Origin of the sequence: Mesorhizobium sp. NPDC059054 (genome assembly GCF_042739215.1) — a bacterium.
Classification (GTDB): Bacteria; Pseudomonadota; Alphaproteobacteria; order Rhizobiales; family Rhizobiaceae; genus Mesorhizobium.
On sequence record NZ_JBHYHV010000005.1, the window covers coordinates 343,804 to 361,292 of the forward strand.

General features: G+C 63.9%; 18 protein-coding genes. 8 read left to right on the forward strand and 10 right to left on the reverse strand.

The genetic code is table 11. The features are described 5' to 3' along the window. Positions 1-2: 2 nt before the first annotated feature. The 4 genes from ACFWXH_RS22595 to ACFWXH_RS22610 are packed head-to-tail and all read right to left on the reverse strand — an operon-like array spanning position 3 to position 4,319. Positions 3-980 carry an ABC transporter permease gene (locus tag ACFWXH_RS22595; RefSeq protein WP_379123574.1) on the reverse strand — a complete coding sequence of 326 codons (978 nt, stop codon included), beginning with the start codon at positions 978-980 and terminating at the stop codon, positions 3-5. Then, complete coding sequence (locus ACFWXH_RS22600; protein ID WP_379123575.1) at positions 977-1,954, reverse strand: ABC transporter permease; 978 nt, start codon at positions 1,952-1,954, stop codon at positions 977-979. Before ACFWXH_RS22600 ends, ACFWXH_RS22595 begins: the two co-directional genes overlap by 4 nt. Next, positions 1,951-3,462, reverse strand: coding sequence for a sugar ABC transporter ATP-binding protein (locus ACFWXH_RS22605; protein ID WP_379123576.1), 1,512 nt, complete (start codon positions 3,460-3,462; stop codon positions 1,951-1,953). Before ACFWXH_RS22605 ends, ACFWXH_RS22600 begins: the two co-directional genes overlap by 4 nt. Further along, positions 3,459-4,319, reverse strand: coding sequence for a sugar phosphate isomerase/epimerase family protein (locus tag ACFWXH_RS22610; protein ID WP_379123577.1), 861 nt, complete (start codon positions 4,317-4,319; stop codon positions 3,459-3,461). The genes ACFWXH_RS22605 and ACFWXH_RS22610 overlap by 4 nt, the downstream gene beginning before the upstream one ends. A gap of 138 nt (positions 4,320-4,457) precedes the next feature. Between ACFWXH_RS22610 and ACFWXH_RS22615 the strand changes: the two genes are divergently transcribed. The 3 genes from ACFWXH_RS22615 (at position 4,458) to alaE (ending at position 6,798) form a co-directional block, all read left to right on the forward strand. Continuing rightward, positions 4,458-5,474 (forward strand): helix-turn-helix domain-containing protein, encoded by a 1,017-nt coding sequence (locus tag ACFWXH_RS22615; protein WP_379123578.1) that lies wholly within the window; start codon positions 4,458-4,460, stop codon positions 5,472-5,474. Positions 5,475-5,504: 30 nt separating this feature from the next. Next, a complete protein-coding gene (locus ACFWXH_RS22620) occupies positions 5,505-6,278 on the forward strand; it encodes a class I SAM-dependent methyltransferase (protein WP_379123579.1) in 774 nt (257 codons plus the stop codon). Between the two features lie 70 nt (positions 6,279-6,348). Then, positions 6,349-6,798: an L-alanine exporter AlaE gene (gene alaE, locus ACFWXH_RS22625; protein ID WP_379123580.1), complete on the forward strand. Its 450-nt coding sequence runs from the start codon at positions 6,349-6,351 to the stop codon at positions 6,796-6,798. 70 nt (positions 6,799-6,868) lie between these two features. On the opposite strand, the gene ACFWXH_RS22630 is transcribed toward alaE, so the two are convergent. Then, the gene (locus tag ACFWXH_RS22630) at positions 6,869-7,243 is read right to left on the reverse strand and encodes a hypothetical protein (RefSeq protein WP_379123581.1); all 375 of its coding nucleotides are present in this window, start codon (positions 7,241-7,243) and stop codon (positions 6,869-6,871) included. Between the two features lie 140 nt (positions 7,244-7,383). Here ACFWXH_RS22630 and ACFWXH_RS22635 point away from each other — a divergent pair, with 140 nt between their 5' ends. Beyond that, positions 7,384-7,743, forward strand: a complete 360-nt coding sequence (locus tag ACFWXH_RS22635) for a hypothetical protein (RefSeq protein WP_379123582.1) — start codon at positions 7,384-7,386, stop codon at positions 7,741-7,743. Positions 7,744-7,854: 111 nt separating this feature from the next. Then, positions 7,855-8,085 (forward strand): hypothetical protein, encoded by a 231-nt coding sequence (locus ACFWXH_RS22640; RefSeq protein ID WP_379123584.1) that lies wholly within the window; start codon positions 7,855-7,857, stop codon positions 8,083-8,085. Between the two features lie 34 nt (positions 8,086-8,119). On the opposite strand, the gene ACFWXH_RS22645 is transcribed toward ACFWXH_RS22640, so the two are convergent. Together ACFWXH_RS22645 and ACFWXH_RS22650 are read right to left on the reverse strand one after the other, a co-directional pair. Continuing rightward, positions 8,120-8,806, reverse strand: coding sequence for a hypothetical protein (locus ACFWXH_RS22645; RefSeq protein WP_379123585.1), 687 nt, complete (start codon positions 8,804-8,806; stop codon positions 8,120-8,122). Between the two features lie 3 nt (positions 8,807-8,809). Then, positions 8,810-12,073, reverse strand: coding sequence for an autotransporter domain-containing protein (locus ACFWXH_RS22650; RefSeq protein WP_379123586.1), 3,264 nt, complete (start codon positions 12,071-12,073; stop codon positions 8,810-8,812). A gap of 253 nt (positions 12,074-12,326) precedes the next feature. Here ACFWXH_RS22650 and ACFWXH_RS22655 point away from each other — a divergent pair, with 253 nt between their 5' ends. Together ACFWXH_RS22655 and ACFWXH_RS22660 are read left to right on the forward strand one after the other, a co-directional pair. Continuing rightward, complete coding sequence (locus tag ACFWXH_RS22655; RefSeq protein WP_379123587.1) at positions 12,327-13,298, forward strand: helix-turn-helix transcriptional regulator; 972 nt, start codon at positions 12,327-12,329, stop codon at positions 13,296-13,298. Between the two features lie 591 nt (positions 13,299-13,889). After that, entirely contained in the window at positions 13,890-14,240 is a 351-nt protein-coding gene (locus ACFWXH_RS22660) for a hypothetical protein (protein ID WP_379123588.1), read from the forward strand. Positions 14,241-14,279: 39 nt separating this feature from the next. On the opposite strand, the gene ACFWXH_RS22665 is transcribed toward ACFWXH_RS22660, so the two are convergent. The 3 genes from ACFWXH_RS22665 to ACFWXH_RS22675 form a co-directional block, all read right to left on the reverse strand. After that, entirely contained in the window at positions 14,280-14,516 is a 237-nt protein-coding gene (locus ACFWXH_RS22665; RefSeq protein ID WP_054308637.1) for a hypothetical protein, read from the reverse strand. An 80-nt stretch (positions 14,517-14,596) separates the two neighbouring features. Further along, positions 14,597-14,968, reverse strand: a complete 372-nt coding sequence (locus ACFWXH_RS22670) for a hypothetical protein (protein WP_379123589.1) — start codon at positions 14,966-14,968, stop codon at positions 14,597-14,599. Between the two features lie 107 nt (positions 14,969-15,075). Then, complete coding sequence (locus ACFWXH_RS22675) at positions 15,076-16,041, reverse strand: LysR family transcriptional regulator (protein ID WP_379123590.1); 966 nt, start codon at positions 16,039-16,041, stop codon at positions 15,076-15,078. A gap of 265 nt (positions 16,042-16,306) precedes the next feature. Between ACFWXH_RS22675 and chvE the strand changes: the two genes are divergently transcribed. After that, positions 16,307-17,368: a multiple monosaccharide ABC transporter substrate-binding protein gene (gene chvE / locus ACFWXH_RS22680; protein ID WP_379123826.1), complete on the forward strand. Its 1,062-nt coding sequence runs from the start codon at positions 16,307-16,309 to the stop codon at positions 17,366-17,368. The last annotated feature ends 121 nt before the right edge of the window (positions 17,369-17,489 follow it).

A 17,489-nucleotide genomic window follows, 5' to 3' on the forward strand; every position in this document is an offset into this window, starting at 1 on the left:
ATTCAGATCCGCCTGCGGCTGCGCCACATGCTGGCGCCCACCGCGGCGATCAAGATCAGGCCCTGGACGCTGTCGCGCAGTGCCTGCGGCAGTCCCAGGATGTTGAGCAGGGTGAAAAGCGCGAAAAGGCTGAGCGCCCCGAAGACCGCGCTCCAGATGGAGCCGCGCCCGCCGAGCAGCTGCGCACCGCCGATGACGCAGGCGGCGATGGCCTGCAGCTCAAGCCCCTCCCCGGCATTGACCGAGACACCCGAAAAGCCGCCGAGCAGGATGCCGGCCGTGACGGCGGAGACCGCCGAGACCACGAAGGCGAGAATGCGCGTTGCGGCAACCGGCGTTCCGGCAAGCTCCGCCGCCCGTGGGTTGTCGCCGACGGCGAGGGCCCGCTTGCCGTAGACGGTGCCGGCGAGACCCCACCACGCGAGCACCACGAAGCCGGCGAGAACGATCACCGCGAGCGGCAGCGTGCCGATAACGGGAATGTCGCGCCAGACCAGCCGGCCGAGATTGCGGAAATTGTCCGGCAGGTCGCCGCGTGCCGCCCCGCCAGACCAGGCGAGCGCCAGCCCGTTGACGAGCAGCATGGTGCCGAGCGTCGTGATGATCGAGGGCACCTTGAGGAAAGCGACGACGAGACCGTTCACCAGGCCGACGGCGATGCCCATGACGTAAAGTGTGCCGATGACCGCCCAGGTGGCTTCCGGATCGCCATTGATCAGGATGGACGCGGCCAGCACCACCAGGGTCGCCACCGCCCCCATCGAGAGATCGAAGCCGCCCGTGAGGATGACGTAGAGTTGCCCGCAGGCGAGGATGAGCAGCGGCGCGGCCCGCCGCAGGAAGTTCATGAAGAGGCCCGGCTCGAGATAGTTGGGCTGAAGAAAGGCGATGGCCGCATAGAGCGCGATGAAGATTACCAGGCCGGCATTGATCGCGATGCGCGCCGGGCGACGAAGGGAGGGAAGCGGAACGGTCGTCATGCGACGTGCCCCTTCGTGCGAACGGCATGGACGGCGACGGCGGCGATCACGATGGCACCGCGCAGCACCTGTTTCAGGAAGGCGTCGATGCCGAGCATGTTGAAGCCGGCATCGAGGCACGCAAAGAGCAGGACGCCTGCGAGCGTGCCCGCGACGCCGCCCTTGCCGCCGGCGAGGATCGTGCCCCCGATGACCGTGACGGCGATGGATTCGAGGTCGTAGATCCCGTCACGGCCGACCCATGGGGTGCCGGACTGCAGCCGCGCGGCGAGATAGAGCCCCGACGCACCGGCAAAGAGACTGGCGACGACATGCGCGGAAAGGGTGACCCTTTCGGTGCGGATGCCGGCGAGCCTTGCCCCATCGGGATTGCCGCCGACCGCATAGATGCGCGCGCCGAACAGGGTGCGATCGAGCACGAAGGCGGCAGCGAGAGACAGGATGGCCAGAAGCAGGAGGGAATAAGGCACCCCCAGCAGGCCGCCGTAGGCGATTGCCTGGAACTCACGCGCCACGGCGCCCTGGAGGGCGCCGAACGACGCGGCAAGCACGCCCTGGACGATGAGGCCGGTGCCGAGCGTCGCGATCAGCGGATTGATGCCGCCATAGGCGACCAGCGCGCCATTGACGAGGCCAACCGCGAGGCAGAGGCCGAGGCACAGGAGGACCGCCGGCAGGATCATCGCCGGATCGCCCTGCATGATGTGCGAGGCCAGCACGGCGACGGCGCTGATGAGCGCCGCGACCGAAAGATCGATCGACCCGACGAGGATCACGAAGGTCTGGCCGATCGCCACCAGCCCCAGCGCCACCATGCGCTGAAGCAGGCCGGTGATCCCCTGCCCGCTCAATTGCGCGATCTCGCCGGTGGCAAGCGCGACCACGACGAAAAATCCGATGGAAAGTCCCGCAAGCAGGATGGAGATGGGCAGACCCGATCGGGCCGGTCCAGGCTTCGCGACGTCCGTCGTCATGCGCGGGCCTCCCGGTGCGGCTGGTCCGCAAGGCCGAGGGCGAGATGCATGATGTCCTCCTCGCTCGCGCCCCTCGGCAACGCGCCGGATATGCGGCCCTGATGCATGACGAGGATGCGGTCGGCGATGCCGATCAGTTCGGGCATGTCGGACGAGACGACGACGATGCCGCGGCCGGAATCGGCGAAACCGCGCATCGTCTCGTAGATCGCCGCCTTGGCCGCGATGTCGATGCCGCGCGTCGGCTCGACGAAGACGAGGATGTCGGATGCCTGCGCCAGCCAGCGCACGATGATCGCCTTCTGCTGGTTGCCGCCCGAGAGCGTGCCGACTTCCTGGCCGAAATCCGCGGCGCGCACATCCATCTCGCGGAGCTTCCCGTCGATGACGTTTGACGCGAAGGCACCGCGTTGCGGGCGTGCGAAAAGACCGGCCATCGAGCGCAGCGTCAGCAGCGCGTTGTCGCGCACGGACTGGCGCAGCGCGAGCCCTTCGCGCTTGCGGTCGCCCGGCAGGTAGCCGATCCCGGCGGCCGTGGCCTGCCGGGGCGCGCGCAAGGCGACGGGCTTGCCACGCAGCGTGACCGTGCCGCTGGAAAATGGCGCATCGCCAACGAGTGCCTGCGCCAGCGCCGCCTTGCCCGAATCCTCGAGACCGGCCACGCCGACGATCTCGCCGGCACGGACGTCGAAGGCGACATCGCGCAGCGCGGCGTTCGCTCCGCCCTCGACGGCGAGGAGAACCTGATCCGGCGCGGAAGATGGTGGGGCAGGATAAAAGTCGTTGAGGTCGCGGCCGACCATCGCACGCACGATCTCGCTGACCGGGGCGGCGTCACGCGGCCGCGTCCAGACCTTCTTTCCGTCCTTGAGAATGGTGATGCGGTCGGCGATCGCCATGACTTCCGGCATGCGATGGGAGATGTAGACGATCGAAACACCGTCGCGCCGAAGGCTTTCCACCAGCGCGAGCAGCGTGCGGCTGTCCCGTTCGTCCAGCGCCGCCGTCGGCTCATCCATGACGAGGATGCGCGCATCGAGGAGGAGCGCCTTGGCAATCTCGACAAGCTGCTGCATGGCGATGGAGAGCGAGGAGACGAGCGCCTGCGGGTCGATCCTGGCGCCGACACGACCGAGAAGCCGGACCGCCTTGTCCCGCATCGCCGCCTTGTCCAGCAGGCCACGCCGGGCGATCTCGCGCCCCATGAATATGTTTTCCGCCACGCTCCGGTGCGGCAGCAGGCTCAGCTCCTGATGGATGATCGAGATCCCGGCTTCCGCCGCCTGCCGGGGATGGCTGAAATGCACGGCGTTTCCAGCAAGCCGGATGGTACCGGCATCCGGCCGGTAGCTGCCGCCGAGGATCTTCATCAATGTCGACTTGCCGGCGCCGTTCTCGCCGCAGATCGCGTGGACTTCACCGGGCAGGCAGTCGAAGTCGACGCCATCCAGCGCGCGCACGCCCGGAAAGGCCTTGCTGATGCCGGACATGCTGAGCGCAGCCGTCATGCCAGCCGCTCTCCGGCAGCCGCCCATTCGCGGCGGATGAAGGCGACGCTCTCAGCAAAGAGGCCGTCGAGATCGTCGAACAGGTCGCGCCAGACGCGGGTCGCGCCCGCAAGTTCCGGCAAGGCGCGGCCGAAGGATTCCACGGTCAGCCAGCCGTCATAGCCGCAGCGGCGCAGCGCGTCGAAATGCGCGGCAAAGGGCACGTGACCGGAACCAGGTACGCCGCGGTCGTTTTCCGAGACATGGAAGTGGTTGATCTCGCCGTGATAGCGCTCGTAGGTGGCCGGCGGATCCTTTTCCTCGATGTTGGCGTGGAATGTGTCGAACATATAGCCGTAGTTGGGGTGGTCGACGGCGCGGAAAATGGCCGATGCCTGGGCGATGGTCGACATCATGTAGCATTCGAAGCGGTTGACGGCTTCCGCCGAAATGCGGATGCCGGCAGGTGCAGCATACTCCGCCATAGCACGCATCGCCTCGACGCAGCGGTCGAACTCGGCGCCGGTCGGCCCGAAGCCGGTGAAGACGCCCACGGGCGAATGGATAGGGCCGGCGATGATCTCGCCACCCATGGCCGCAGTACAGTCGACGATCCAGCGATGATGATCGCGCGCCCTGGCGCGGATTTCCGCATCGGGGCTGACGGGATTGGCGTCGGGTGTCGCGACGGCGGCGGCACCGGCTGTAAGGCCGATATCGGCGAGGAGCCGCCCGAGCGCCGCGTAGTGCTCCGCCTTGCCGGAGAAGACCGGGACCTCCACTGCGTCATAGCCGAGCGCCTTCAGCCTTTCGAGCTGGCGCGCGTGCTGCATGCCGATGTCGGCGCCGATGACGAGCAGATTGAATGCGACTTTCAAGAACGTCCTCCCCGCGTCGCGCGGCCTCCCCCATCAGGCCTTCGCGACGCACGGCACAATGGCAGGCTTGACTCGACAATTCTTGCGGACAACAACAGTGGTAGATTTCTTAAGTCATTTTGTGTTGGGAGGCGCGAAGTGAACAGACATGCGGTGATTTCACCGGCCGATTGCCGGCCATCGGTGTTCCGGCAGCCCGACTCGGTCATGTACGCTGACAACTGCAAGGAATTGCAGGCCGCGGCCAGGCGTGGCGAGGTCGAACTGCACGCCTGGACCCGCGGCAGCTATCCCGGCATTTCACTCGGCGAGCGCCTGCCGGGCATCCGCACCGTCGGCTTCTGGGATGCGCGCCACAGCCAGCCCTGGGGGCTCGGCCGCCACTGCAACGAAGGCTTCAAGATCGCCTATCTCGCGCGAGGCAGCCTCGATCTCGTGGTCGACGACAAGACCTATGCGCTCAAGCAGGGCCAGTTCATCGTCATCCGCCCCTGGCAGCTTCATTCGATCGGCAATCCTCATGTCGGCCCGAGCCGGCTGCTGTGGATCATCCTCGACGCGGGCCTGCGACGGCCGAGCGAGACGCCCGACTGGCCGGACTGGCTCGTCTTCTCCAAGGCCGAGGCGGCGCGGCTGGGCGATATCCTGACGCAGAACAACCAGCCGGTCTGGGACGGTGGCGCAGAACTTTGCCGCGCCTTCGAGGCCATCCCCTCCATCCTGCTCGATCGCAGCCCGGAGGATGGCGAGACGCGGCTGAAGGTGGCGATCAACACCATGATGCTCAACCTGATCGACCGGATGGGCGAGCAGGTGCCGACCCTCGATCCGGACCTGTCCACTTCGCAGCACACGGTCGCGATCTTCCTGCGACGCCTCGCCTATGCGCTGGACGAAGACTGGTCGCTCGAAGGCATGGCCGAGGAATGCGGGCTCTCGCGCACCCGTTTTTCCGATTATTGCAAGAAGCTGACCAACATGGCGCCTCGCCAGTATTTGCAGCATCTGAGGCTTGAGAAAGCATCCAGCATGCTGCGCGAGCCGGAACGAAACAGCGTGACCGAGATCGCGCTGACCTGCGGCTTCAATTCCAGCCAGTATTTCTCGAATGCCTTCAAGAAGCGCTACGGCGCCTCGCCGAGCAGCTCTCGATAAAGATTGCCTCGGATAAAACAGGTGAGTGGAATGACTTCGGCCTTCGCCGACTTTTATGATGCCGAACTCGCCCGGCACAACCGGCATCTCCGGGTCGTTGCCAATGTCAGGATTAATGACCGGGTGCTCGATATCGGTTGCGGTGCAGGACTGACAAGCCGCGAGGCCGCCCGCGCCGCGGTGGAAGGCGAAGTGCTCGGCGTGGATACGTCGGCCGAGCTGCTGGAAATCGCCCGACGGCGTTGCGCCGAAGACGGGCTGCGCAACGTGACGTTCGCGCTGGCGGACGCACAGTCACACCCATACCCGGCTGCCAGCTTCGATCTGTGCATCAGCCGCTTCGGCGTGATGTTCTTTGCCGATCCGGCGGCGGCATTCGCCAATATCGCGCGGGCGATGAAGCCCGGCGCGCGTCTCGTGTGGATGGTGTGGCAGAGCCAGGAGCGCAACGAGTGGTCGGGGGCCATCCGGCAAGCGCTCGTCCCGGGGAGCATGCCGTCCGGCGATGTCCCGATGGCATTTTCACTTGGCGATCCTGCCGTCGCGACGGATCTTCTGGGTGCGGCCGGTTTCACATCAGTCGACTTCGCCGACGTGCATGAGCCGGTCTTCTATGGACGGGATGTCGATGCGGCGTTCGAGGCCATCAACGGCTTCCAGATGGTGAAGGACGCGCTTGCCCACGCGGCCGAGCCAGCCGCCACGGTATCGCGGCGGCTGCGCGATCTGCTCGAGGCGCGTTTGACGCCCGAGGGCGTGCTGTTCGACTCGCGGGCGTGGATCATCACCGCTCGCCGTGGATAGCTGCCGGAGTCCTCGATTGCGCAGGCCGGACGGTTCCGACACTGTGTGGCCGAAGCTCCATGAATTGGCCATGCGCAGATATTTCGCAGATACCTTCGCGCAGATCGTGTTTTCCACGATCGTCGGCGCATTCGTTGAAATTTTCGTGGCGGGGCTGTCGCTCGGGCAGAGCGCCAGCGTACGCCTGGCCGCAATCCCCGTCATACTGTTCGTCGGCCGCCCCTACGGCCTCTACCGCGATTGGCTTTTCAGGCTGACAGCCGGCAATTCGAGCCAGTTGAAGGCCACCGCCGTCGACACCTTTGCCAACGTCACTTTCCAGATTCCGATCTACTGCGCGCTTCTTGCCATCAACGGCGCGACGGCTTCGCAGATCGTTTCAGCCGCGAGCAGCATCCTCGTAATCTCCGCGCTCTCCGGCCGGCCGTACGGTCTCTTTCTGGTGTGGTGCCGGAAGCTGTTCCGGGTCGAGGCCCAAGGAGAAAGCCGCCCCGTCGAACCGGACAGGATCCTTCACTAGGCCAGTTCCCATCTCGACTGCAGTTTTGCAATTTCAGCCCGCGCGTCGTGTTCCTCGATCCGCTCACGGATCAGTAGCAGCTTGTCCTGACCTGGCTGACAGGGCCACCGACCCATGTGCTCGAGGGAACAGAGCTGCACGTCACCGGGCGGTTGGCTGCCTGTTGGGCAGCGGCTTGCATGCCTTGGCCCATGCCGGCCATCGCCATGCCTATTGCCTGCCTCGTTTCATTCACCTGTTGACGCTTTGCGTGATCCGAGAGCGCTTCCTGGTTTATGCAGGCCTGCATCTCGGCATCGCGTTTGACACCCTGCTTCCTGCATCGCTCTGTCAGGGAGGTGCCGTATTGCCTGAGTTCGGAATAGTTCATTTCCGCAGGTGATTTGGATTGGCAACCCGCCAAGGTCGTCAATGTCAGCACCGTCAACGCCGCCCAATTCTTCATCCGCCCCTCCAACCCTGCCGACACATGAAAAGGATCATTTTCCTACGCCGTCAAGACTCCGGTTGACATTTTTGTTCTTATTTTGTTCACTGTCTTCATCGAAGCCGCAGGAGGCTGGAATGTGGGTTCTCAAGATCAGGATGGATGACGCGACCGGGGAAGAACTCCAAAGCGCGTTGAGAGCAGCAGAAGCCGTCTTCATTCGCAAAAAGATACATCCGTTGAAAGGGATGGAAGGACGTTGCCAGCTTGAAGGCTGGGATGACCGTGGCTGCGTTGAAGATGATCCGGACTATACGGACGAAGACGCCAGGAACGCCTTGGCCTGGATCGATGCGGAAGAAGCCGCGATCCTCGTGCTGAGCAAGAACCGATCCTTCTTCGAAGTCTCGCCCGTTTTCGAGATGACGGTTGTCGAGATCAAGGAAGGCTCGCCTGCCAACACCCTGCCCGTTGCGGCCAACAGCGAAATCGATTTACGCACCCGCAAGGCCGCCTAGAGCAATTCCAGCGCAGCGGTTTCCGTCCGGAATTGCGTCAAAGCAAAGAGTTAGAGCGGGTCGCCGTTCCATGAAATGGTGAACCGCTCCGGAGACAATTGGAACACGACCATGACCGAAGCGGCGAAAATACCGAACGATGATGCACGTCTCGAGATCGACAACGCGGCCGATGAACTCATAGCGGCTTCGGACGGCGATGCCCGCGCTGCGGTCGTAGCCCTGCTTATCGCGAACAAATTGCAGGAACATGAGCTGCACCTGACGCGCCTGGCTGTCTCCTCCGGCTATTCGTACCAGCGGCATTTGGCGCGGGTCGTGGAAGATGCCCTCCAGGCATAAGGCACATGCCGCGCGTCTGATGCAAGGCTGGCCCTTAGCCGCGGCCAGAAAGCATGCTGACATTGCGGCCGACCAATTGACCGCAATAGATTACCAGGGCGCACCCGATCGGCGAGACGATCTCGTTGACCAGGCTGGCTGCAACCTGGGCGCTGGCCGGGCTCTGTCCGCCGAGGCTCGCCGCATGATAACCCAGCGCCGCGATCGCTCCTCCGAAGACGATACCCACGGTGGAGCCCGCGCCGAGATAGGCGGAAGCGCTCTTCACTTCCTTCTGCACCAGTGAAGCCAATACCCAGCCCAGGATGCCGTACTCCACCGCCCTCATCGCGCTGATGGTGACCAGCGACAGCGCAGCCGGCTGATCGACAACTCCGATGGCGCTGGCCATCACCTTCTGGACGGATTTCGCGACCGCCAAGGCGATCGGCGCAAACAGCGCAGCGACCAACCCGGCCAGCGCCGCCCGGATCTTCATGATCGAGGTCCCGATCCCGACGCCGGCGCAGACGAGCAGGGACCATGTGACCCCTTGCGTCAGGTCGACGAAGAGCTTCGTTCCCGGAAAGGGACCGCCTGCGAGCAGCTTGGCGCCAAGGATCAGGCCTTGCATGGCGAATCCCAGCAGCACCGCCAGCAATGCGATGGTGGCGACGCGCCGAACGACGAGGCTTGCCTGTTCCGTTTCCAGTTGCGGGGAGAGGGAGCTCTGTTCCGCCATCGCCTAGAACCTGACCGCCAAGTTGGCCTTCGCGCTATGATCGCTCAGGGCCGATCCGAACTGACCGTTGTATGATACGCTCAAAGTAGCTGACGACGATAGGGCGAAGTCGAGCCCCGCCTCGACGGCGGCGGCGTCCCTGGCAATCGGAACTCCCGCGATTGCGAAGGCATCGCTTCCTGCAAAGGCGAAGGTGGATGCCGGTGTGTCGTCACCAAATGCATGGCGCCAACCGAGCATGCCCCGGGCCGTGGCCTCTATCCCGCCGAGCCCGAACACGGTCGAAGCCCGCAGGCCAAGAGTGGTGAAGGTGACATCGGCATTGGAGCTGGAGCTCCTCAGGGCGGCTGCCCCGCCCTTTTCATTGAAGCCGTCGGTATGGACATTCACATGGGCGACGCCGGCAAAAGGTTCGAAGGCAATGGGCCCGCGATCGATCTCGTAACCAAGCTCGCCGAAGGCCTGGGCCGTCGCCGCGTCATAGTCCGCGGAGAGTTGGTCGGCAAAACCCGGAAAGGCGACGGAGCGGCTGGTTTCGATCGAGTGCCAGCTATAGACGGCTCCCGCTCTCAGGCCGAGCGCACCCCATTGTCTGCCGCCATAGAGCCCAAGGCTGTAGCTGTTTGCAGAGGCCGACGAGGCGCGGGCGTCGACATCGAAGGTGGAACGGCTGTAGCCGGCAAGCACGCCGAGGCGCCAGTTCTCGAACGCGGTCGCATCGGCACCGATCAGCACGCCGCCCATGTTGCGATCCAGCGCAGCCGCATTCCCGTCGCCGTCAATCTGTCCCCATGCGCCGAAGGCATGGACCCAAGCGGCCGGCTGTTCCACGCCGACAGCGGCCAGCGTGCCCACTCCTTCGCCAAGGCCATGTCGCGACAGGACGGGGCTGCTATCCTTGAACGAGGCGCGGATCCGGGCGGTGGCCGCGTCGCGGACGAAGCGGCTGTCTTCGAGAAGGGCGCCACCGACCGAGGCATGGATCTCGCCGGAAAGCTGATCGAACGCATTGCGCGCGGTGCCTTCGTCCAGCATGACCACACAGTCATAGAGCTGACTGCCCGCTCCCAGACTTTCCACGCCGTCGCCCGTCGCACACTGGTTCGGGGTCACCCCGATCCCGCAAAAGGAGGTGTCGTTACGCACAAGGGTGAGGAAGACGCTGTCCGGATCGTAAGTCAGCTGCGGATCGAGAAAGGCGAAATCCGAAGCCACGCCGGCGAAGGTCCCGGAAACACCGCCGTCGGCGGCGAGGATCTCATAGGTCGCGAAAGGCTTGTAGGTGCCACCAAGACCCACATGCCTGACCGTTCCGCCGTTGAGGGTTGCCTTGCCGGTGGCGTGGATCAAGTCCGCGCCCGTTCCTGCCGGATCGACTTCCACCTCGTAGATGCTCCCCGCGCCGAAGGTCACGCCGCCCGCAACATTCAACGTGCCGATGGAATTGCCGGGGGCGACGGTGCCTCCAGCGGCGATCGTGGTCGAACCGACCGTGCCTGAACCCATGAGCCGGGCAGCGGCGAGCACATGGAGCGTGCCGCCCAGCCTGCCGTTCACGACAAGGGTAGCGCCGCCGTCGATGATCGCCTGGCCCGTGAAACCGCTCGAGTCGGCGCTGAGGGTTGTGCTGCCCGACAACACCGCGATCGTGCCCGCGCCTTCGATCGCCGGTGCGAAGAGGTAGTCCGTAGCCGTGTGGTTGAAAACGAGAGCGCCGTTGCCCTGGCCAAAGGCGACCTTTTGGGTTTCAAGCTTGCCGGGAGACAACGGTGCCTGCCCCAAGGCAGCGCCGATATTCGCGATGCCGAAAGAGCCGGCTGCCGTCCCGACGAAGGTCGTGCCGGTCACCTTCACGAAGGCATCCTCGGCAATGCTCAGTTCGCCCTTGCCCTCGCCGGCGACATGGAGATCGCCCGAATTGTCCCAGATTGAGCCTGCGCCGGTGATGCTGACACTCCCAACACCCGCGCTGAAACGCCCGATCTCGGCGCCGGCACTGGTCATCAGACCGCCATCCTCGACATAAAGTTCGGCCGAGCCGCTATTGGCGACAATGAGCGAACCGCTGTTCAGCCAGGCCGAGCCGCTGCCGGACACGAGCGCACCACCGAACGAAGCCTGAGTGCTCGCCAGCATCCCTTCACTGCTCTGCACCACGCCGCCGGCAATCGCGACGAGACCGCCTTCGCCGTCGCCGCCCACGTGGATCCCGTCCGTGATCGAAAAGGCCGAGCCCGCATCGGTGACGACGACCAGACCGGACGAGCCTGCGTCGAAGCCGATGACGCTGCTGGTGGCTTCCACGATGCCGCCGGCGTGAACGACGACATCCGCCTCGCCCCTGACACCGACGAGGAAATTGCCGGTCGTGGTCCACTTCGCCCCCGGGCCGCCGACGAACGCGTCGACGGTGCTGCTGGCCTCGTCGGCGAAGAAGCTGTGTTCGCTGCTTATCTGGCCACCGTCCTGGACGTTGACCACCGCCTCCCCCGACTTGCCGACGGTGAGGATGCCCAGACTTTCCCAGAGCGAGCCGTTGCCCGTCACGTTGACGGTGCCCAATGAGCCCGCGAAATAGCCGATATCGGCGCCGGACGAGACGACCTTGCCGCCCGTGTCGATGTTGACCGTGCCGAAGCCGGAGTTGCCGATCACGAAGCCTCCGGTGACGGTCAACAGCGCGTCGGCTCCGGTAATGGTCGCGAGGCCGGAGGCATTGGCCCCGAGGCCGACATAAGCATCATTGGCGGAGACGGTGCCGCCATTGACGACGGACAGGGAGCCTTCTCCGAAATTGCCGACGATCAGGTAGACGGAATTCGTCCAGGACGCACCATTGCCGATGACGGTAACCCCTCCGAGCGAATTCGCGTTGTGGCCGATGATGCCGCGCTCGTCGGCGAGGCTGCCGCCGTTCTGAATGGTCAAGACACCGTGCGCTGACAGCCCCACGAAGGTGTTGAGCGCCTGAGCCGGACCGCCCCCGATGAACGGAAGGTAGTTGGCCACCGTGTCGATCTCGGCATTGATTGCATTGTTCGGCACGCCGGCGCTCCAGTTGCCGGGATCGAACCAGTCCGGCGAATTCGGCCCGGTCCAGGCGGTCTGCGCAAGAACAGGCATGCCCGAAAGCGCTGTCACGGCAAGCGCGCTCGTTGCCAGCAAGGCCGTCTTGCGAGCTGCATTCAACAGCAGGCTCGCCCGGTCCCGTGCACCGGCACCCGTCAAGGCTTTCGCCGGTTCCACTCCCCGACATGGCTGCGTCATATGTGACCCTCGAATGATTCTCTGTGTCCCCTGCAGCGCTCCACCCAGCGATCGACAACCGCAGGATCCCCACTTCCTGGCTTGGGGCGCCGCTTTCCGGCAGTGCTAGCAAAGAAAATCCGCAACCGTGTCGGGGAGACGGAAGTCGTTGTTGCAGGGACGGAACTGTGCGCCGACTTCGAAGCGGCGGCTCTTGCAACTTCGAAGTCTTTCGATCACCTTTCGCCCGCGGATCCTGAGGGGGGACAGGGCAGTGCCGCCAGAATCGGACAGTGTTGCAACGTTCAGCGCGGATGATCTTCCCGAACGGCGTCGGGACGAGTTCATCCGGGATTTCTACGGCCGCATCCAGATGCGGTTGCTGCTCAAGCCGCAGCGCGACCAGTCGCTGCAGTTCAATGCAAAGACGCTGATCATGCCCGGCATGATGTGCACCAAGGGTTCGGTCTCTCCGATGACGTGGGAGCGGACACCCGAGCTCATGGACGACAACAATGACGACATCATCCTGACGTGGAATCGGGGCGGCTATCGTCTCAACATGCCGGGCCGGGGAGATTTCGAAACCAGGCCGGGGACGGCTGCACTGGTGCCCATGGACCGCAGGTTCTCGATCTGGACCGAGGATTCGAGATGGACGATGGCGCTCCAGCTCAAGCGGTCACTGCTGGCGCCGCTGGTGAAACATCTCGACGATGTCGCTCCGGACGGCATCGGCAGGTCGCAGCCGGCCCATCGCCTGCTCTTCAACTATCTCTGGTCGCTCCAGCAGATGGACGCGCCGGCAGCACTGGCTCCGATGATCACCCGGCATGTGACCGATCTGCTGGCAGTCTCGCTGGGCGCCATTCGCGGCGCCATGCCGCCCGGCGTGCGCGCCGCCCGTTTGGCAGCGATCAAGCAATATGTCGCCCGCAATCTTCATGATCCGGGGCTCAGCGCGGAACAGATATCCCGGAAATTCGCAATCAGCAGCCGATACATCCGTCAGCTCTTCGCGGAGGACGGCACGAGCTTTTCCGACTATGTGACAGATCAGAGGCTCGCCCATGTCCACGGCTGCCTGACCGATCGCCGGCAGGCGCTGCGAAAGATTGCGGACATCGCATTCGAAAGCGGGTTCACGGAACCGTCGACATTCTACCGACAGTTCCGCCTTCGCTATGCCATGACACCAAGCGACGTGCGGCTCATGGCCATGACGGCAGCGCTCGCCGACGGCTGAGCCAAGGGCGCTCCTTCTTCGAAGTCTCGCCGGTCTTCGAGATGGCGATTGTCGAAATCCAGGAGAACTCGCCAGTCAACGCACTGCCCATCGCCGCCTGGCGCAAGCGAAAGGCACAGGTTGCGTCCGGAACTGCGAGACCTGTAGCCCTCGTCGAAGCGCCGACGTCGAACGCATATCGCCTTGTTTAAGGGGCGGCCCCACGGCATCTGACCGGGCGGACGATGTTGACCGTCAGGAACTTTGCCGCGCTGTCGGTTTCGGCAACCTGACGAAGCGTTGAGTTTCGGCTCGCCCCCCTGCCATTCGCAGCAACTGCGCATAGTGTTTGGTGAATTCGGTATGCAGCCCTTCGCCACGCGCGGCGGCATGACTGTTGATTGCCAAAAGGAACGGTATCATTTGCGCAGCCTCCTCAGTTGAATGGAAGCAATCATCGCAAGAATTCATCCGACGACCCACCCGTTTCATGCAACATACGTTCGGCAAAGGGATCTACTTGGCGTTTCCCAAATTCGAGCAAGAAACGGGTGGCTGCTTGACCCAGAATTGCTGAACTAGATCCTGCATGTCTTAGCAGGAGCACGCGCAATGGAAGCCTTGTCCCTTACGATCGAACAAACCGCACTGCAGCGGCGCAGGTTTCTCGCCCTGCGGCGCAAGGAACGTGACGAGCATCGTCTCAATCTTCTGGATGCCTGCATCTCGGACTACGAAAGAGCGGCAAAAATCCGCGAATGGGCCGAATGGGCGTCGCCGGCAACTCAAAGCGAACCCGAAATCGCTCGCCTGGTCGACTGGGCAAGAGAGAATGCCGCGCAACTCGAGGCAAAGTCTTCGGCTGCGATGAGCCAGATGGGCCTCAAGGAACTTTTTCCGGAAGTGGATGACCTTCACGACCCCCTCGGCGATCCCACGCCGAAGCATCCGTGGGGCCTGTAGCACAAAAGCCCGCCCCGGCGAACCGGGGCGGAAGTTGCTTCAGTTGTTCTCTGGACTGGTCTCGGCCTCATAGCAGAGCCAGACGATCCTCCAGATCAGGATCAGTGTCGGAACGGCCAGGATGCCGGCCAGGATGAGTTGCGGCCACAACGGCAGACCGAGCAACGCTGCGATCACCCAGTGGATGACGCCGACCGAGATGAGGAGCTTGGCTGTGAGAAGCAGCGTCGCGACCGCGACGCCGAACAGCGAGTACGGAGTGATGATACGGTTCATTCGAAATGCCCGTGTTTGCGCAGCTGCCGGAAAAGCAGCGCGCATGAAAATCGGAAATGTGGGATGCAGGCCCTGAAGGCCTAGGCCGCTGGCGCTGGCGGGTCGCGAACCTGCGGGCGCTCGGGCTTCTGTCCGCCGACGTCATACGAGGCCCACTGGATGATGCGGGAAGACAGCGCAGGCGCTTCCAATGCATCCGGACCTGGCACGATCGCATCGAAGGCCGATGCATGGAACTTCGCGCGGATCGACCGCGCACTCTCCAGGGCGAGCGCCGGCGCCTTGTTCGGCAACCCGAATTTCAGGTCGGGCTTGGCAACCGATACTTGCGGCAGGCCATCGGAGGCGACAGTGACACCACCGGGCTGTCCGTACTGCCAGAAGAACAGCGCGAGGAGGACGCAGAGAAGTCTCTGCGCCAGCGCCTGTGTGCCGTGCCGCGTTGCCGTCATGCAGGCATCGCTACGGCATCGAGCGCCGACAGGCAAGGCAGGCGGCGGACGAGGTTTCCCGGCCCGAACATCTACAAGCGCCGCAGAGGTCGTTTCAAATCGATCTCTCAGCTGACCTCCCGCAGGATGAAGTCGTAGAGCATCTTGGCAGCGGGCGAGAGCACGCGCTGCTTCATGGTGATCAGCGAATAGGGTCGGACCTCGATGTCGAAATCCGTCGGCAGCACGTCGATCGCGCCGCCAAGGCCTTCAGGCCCCTGGATGAATTTCGCCACCTGCACCGAGACAGGCGCGACCGCATCCGACTGCGCCACCATCACCAGCGTCAGAAGCAGCGAACTGGTGTTGAAGATGCGCTCCGGCAAGGTGATGTTGCGGTTGAGGAAATTCGCTTCCATCGCCTGGCGCAACGGCGAGGAGCCCGACTGGAACACCCAGTCATAACCGGCGGTCTCTTCGAGCCGCACCGTTTTGTTTGCCATCAGCGGGTGGCCGCGCCGCACGATCAGGCAGGCCTTCTCGATGCCGATGACGCGGCTTTCGAACAGGCGCGGATTGAGGTCGTCCGGCACACGGGCGATGATGAAGTCGTGGCGCATGGCGATCAGCTCGCGCGCCAGCACATTGCTGGTCTCGACCTGCATGGTGATCTCCATGCGCGGATAAAGCCGGCGGATCTCGCGGATAGCCGGCACGGCCAGCTCGATGGCTGGCGCCGTCACCGCGCCGAGGAACACCGAACCGCCCTTGCCCGCCTTCAGTTCGGCGATCTCGCGGTCGGCCTCGCGCATTTCGATCAGGATGATGCGCGCCCGCCTGGCCAGCGTCTTGCCGTAAGGCGTCATCGCGATGCCGCGCGGCAGGCGTTCGCACAGCGTCACATCGAGAATGGCCTCCATCTCGGCGATCATGCGCGAAGCGGCCGGCTGCGAGATGTTCATCACCTGGGCCGCGGCGCTGACGCGGCCATGATCGTCGAGGGCGACGATCATGCGCATGTGGCGCAGGCTGAGCCCGCTGTGCAGGAGTGCCGCGCCCTCTCCACGGCCAATGCCATCCCGCTGACTATCCATACGCCCCTCCTCCTTCCCGACTGCCGAACAGATATACCATTTTCGATATATCAAACAGCGAAGATCGAATTTGACAGTTATGTCAAAGGGAACCACCCTTCGCGCGCTCGTTGCCGCGCCCTTAGCCGGCGCCAAAGGACGGCTGATGGCGGCACGAGGCGATTGGGAGGTTAGCAGGGATTGACAGACCCGCCATCGGCGGGATTGCGCGGGCGGGAAAGCGTCGCGCGGCATTCTTCAACTTAGGGAGAGAACAGTGAAGCTCATGAAGACGTTGGTCGCCACGGTGGCGATCGGTTTCGCGGCCATGACCTTCGGCGCGCACGCCGAAGACAAGGGCCTTGTCGGCATCGCCATGCCCACCAAGTCCTCGCTGCGCTGGATCAGCGACGGCAACGAGCTGGTGAAGGCGCTGGAAGCCAAGGGCTACAAGGCCGATCTGCAGTATGCGGAAGACGACATCCCGAACCAGCTCGCGCAGATCGAGAACATGGTGACCAAGGGGCCGAAGGCCCTGATCGTTGCTTCGATCGACGGCACCACACTGAGCGACGTGCTGAAGAAAGCCGCTGAACAGAACGTGAAGGTCATCGCCTATGACCGCCTCATCAAGCAGAGCGGCAACGTCGACTACTACACCACCTTCGACAATTTCCAGGTGGGCGTCCTGCAGGCCAACTCGATCCTCAAGGGCCTCGGCTATCCGGAGAAGAAGGGTCCGTTCAACATCGAGCTGTTCGGCGGCTCGCCGGACGACAACAACGCCTTCTTCTTCTACGACGGCGCCATGTCGGTGCTGCAGCCGCTCATCGACAAGGGCGACCTCGTCGTGAAGTCGGGCCAGATGGGCATGGAGAAGGTCGGCACGCTGCGCTGGGATGCGGCGGTAGCCCAGGCCCGCATGGACAACATCCTGTCGGCCAACTATTCGGACGGCAGCCGCGTCGATGCTGTGCTGGCGCCTTATGACGGTCTGTCGCGCGGCATCATCTCCTCGCTGCGCGGCGTCGGCTACGGCACGGCCGACCAGCCATGGCCGATCATTTCCGGCCAGGACGCCGAAGTGCCTTCGGTGAAGGCGATGATCGCCGGCGAACAGTATTCCACCGTCTACAAGGACACCCGCGAACTCGCCAAGGTGACCGCAGAGGTGGTCGACCAGGTAATGCAGGGCAAGGAGCCCTCGCAGATCAATGACACCAAGACCTACAACAACGGCGTCAAGGTGGTTCCGTCCGTGCTCCTGAAGCCGGTCGAAGTCGACAAGTCGAACTACGAAGAGCTGCTGGTCAAGTCCGGCTACATCAAGGCAGAAGACCTGAAATAATCAGGCTCGGCTTGGCTCCGCGCGCCGGTTGTACCGGGGCGCGGAGCCTCTTTTCAGCAGCCCCTTTTAGGCTCTCGGGCCGTTCTGTATCATGGGAAACCGGCTCTCACGGGCTGGCTCC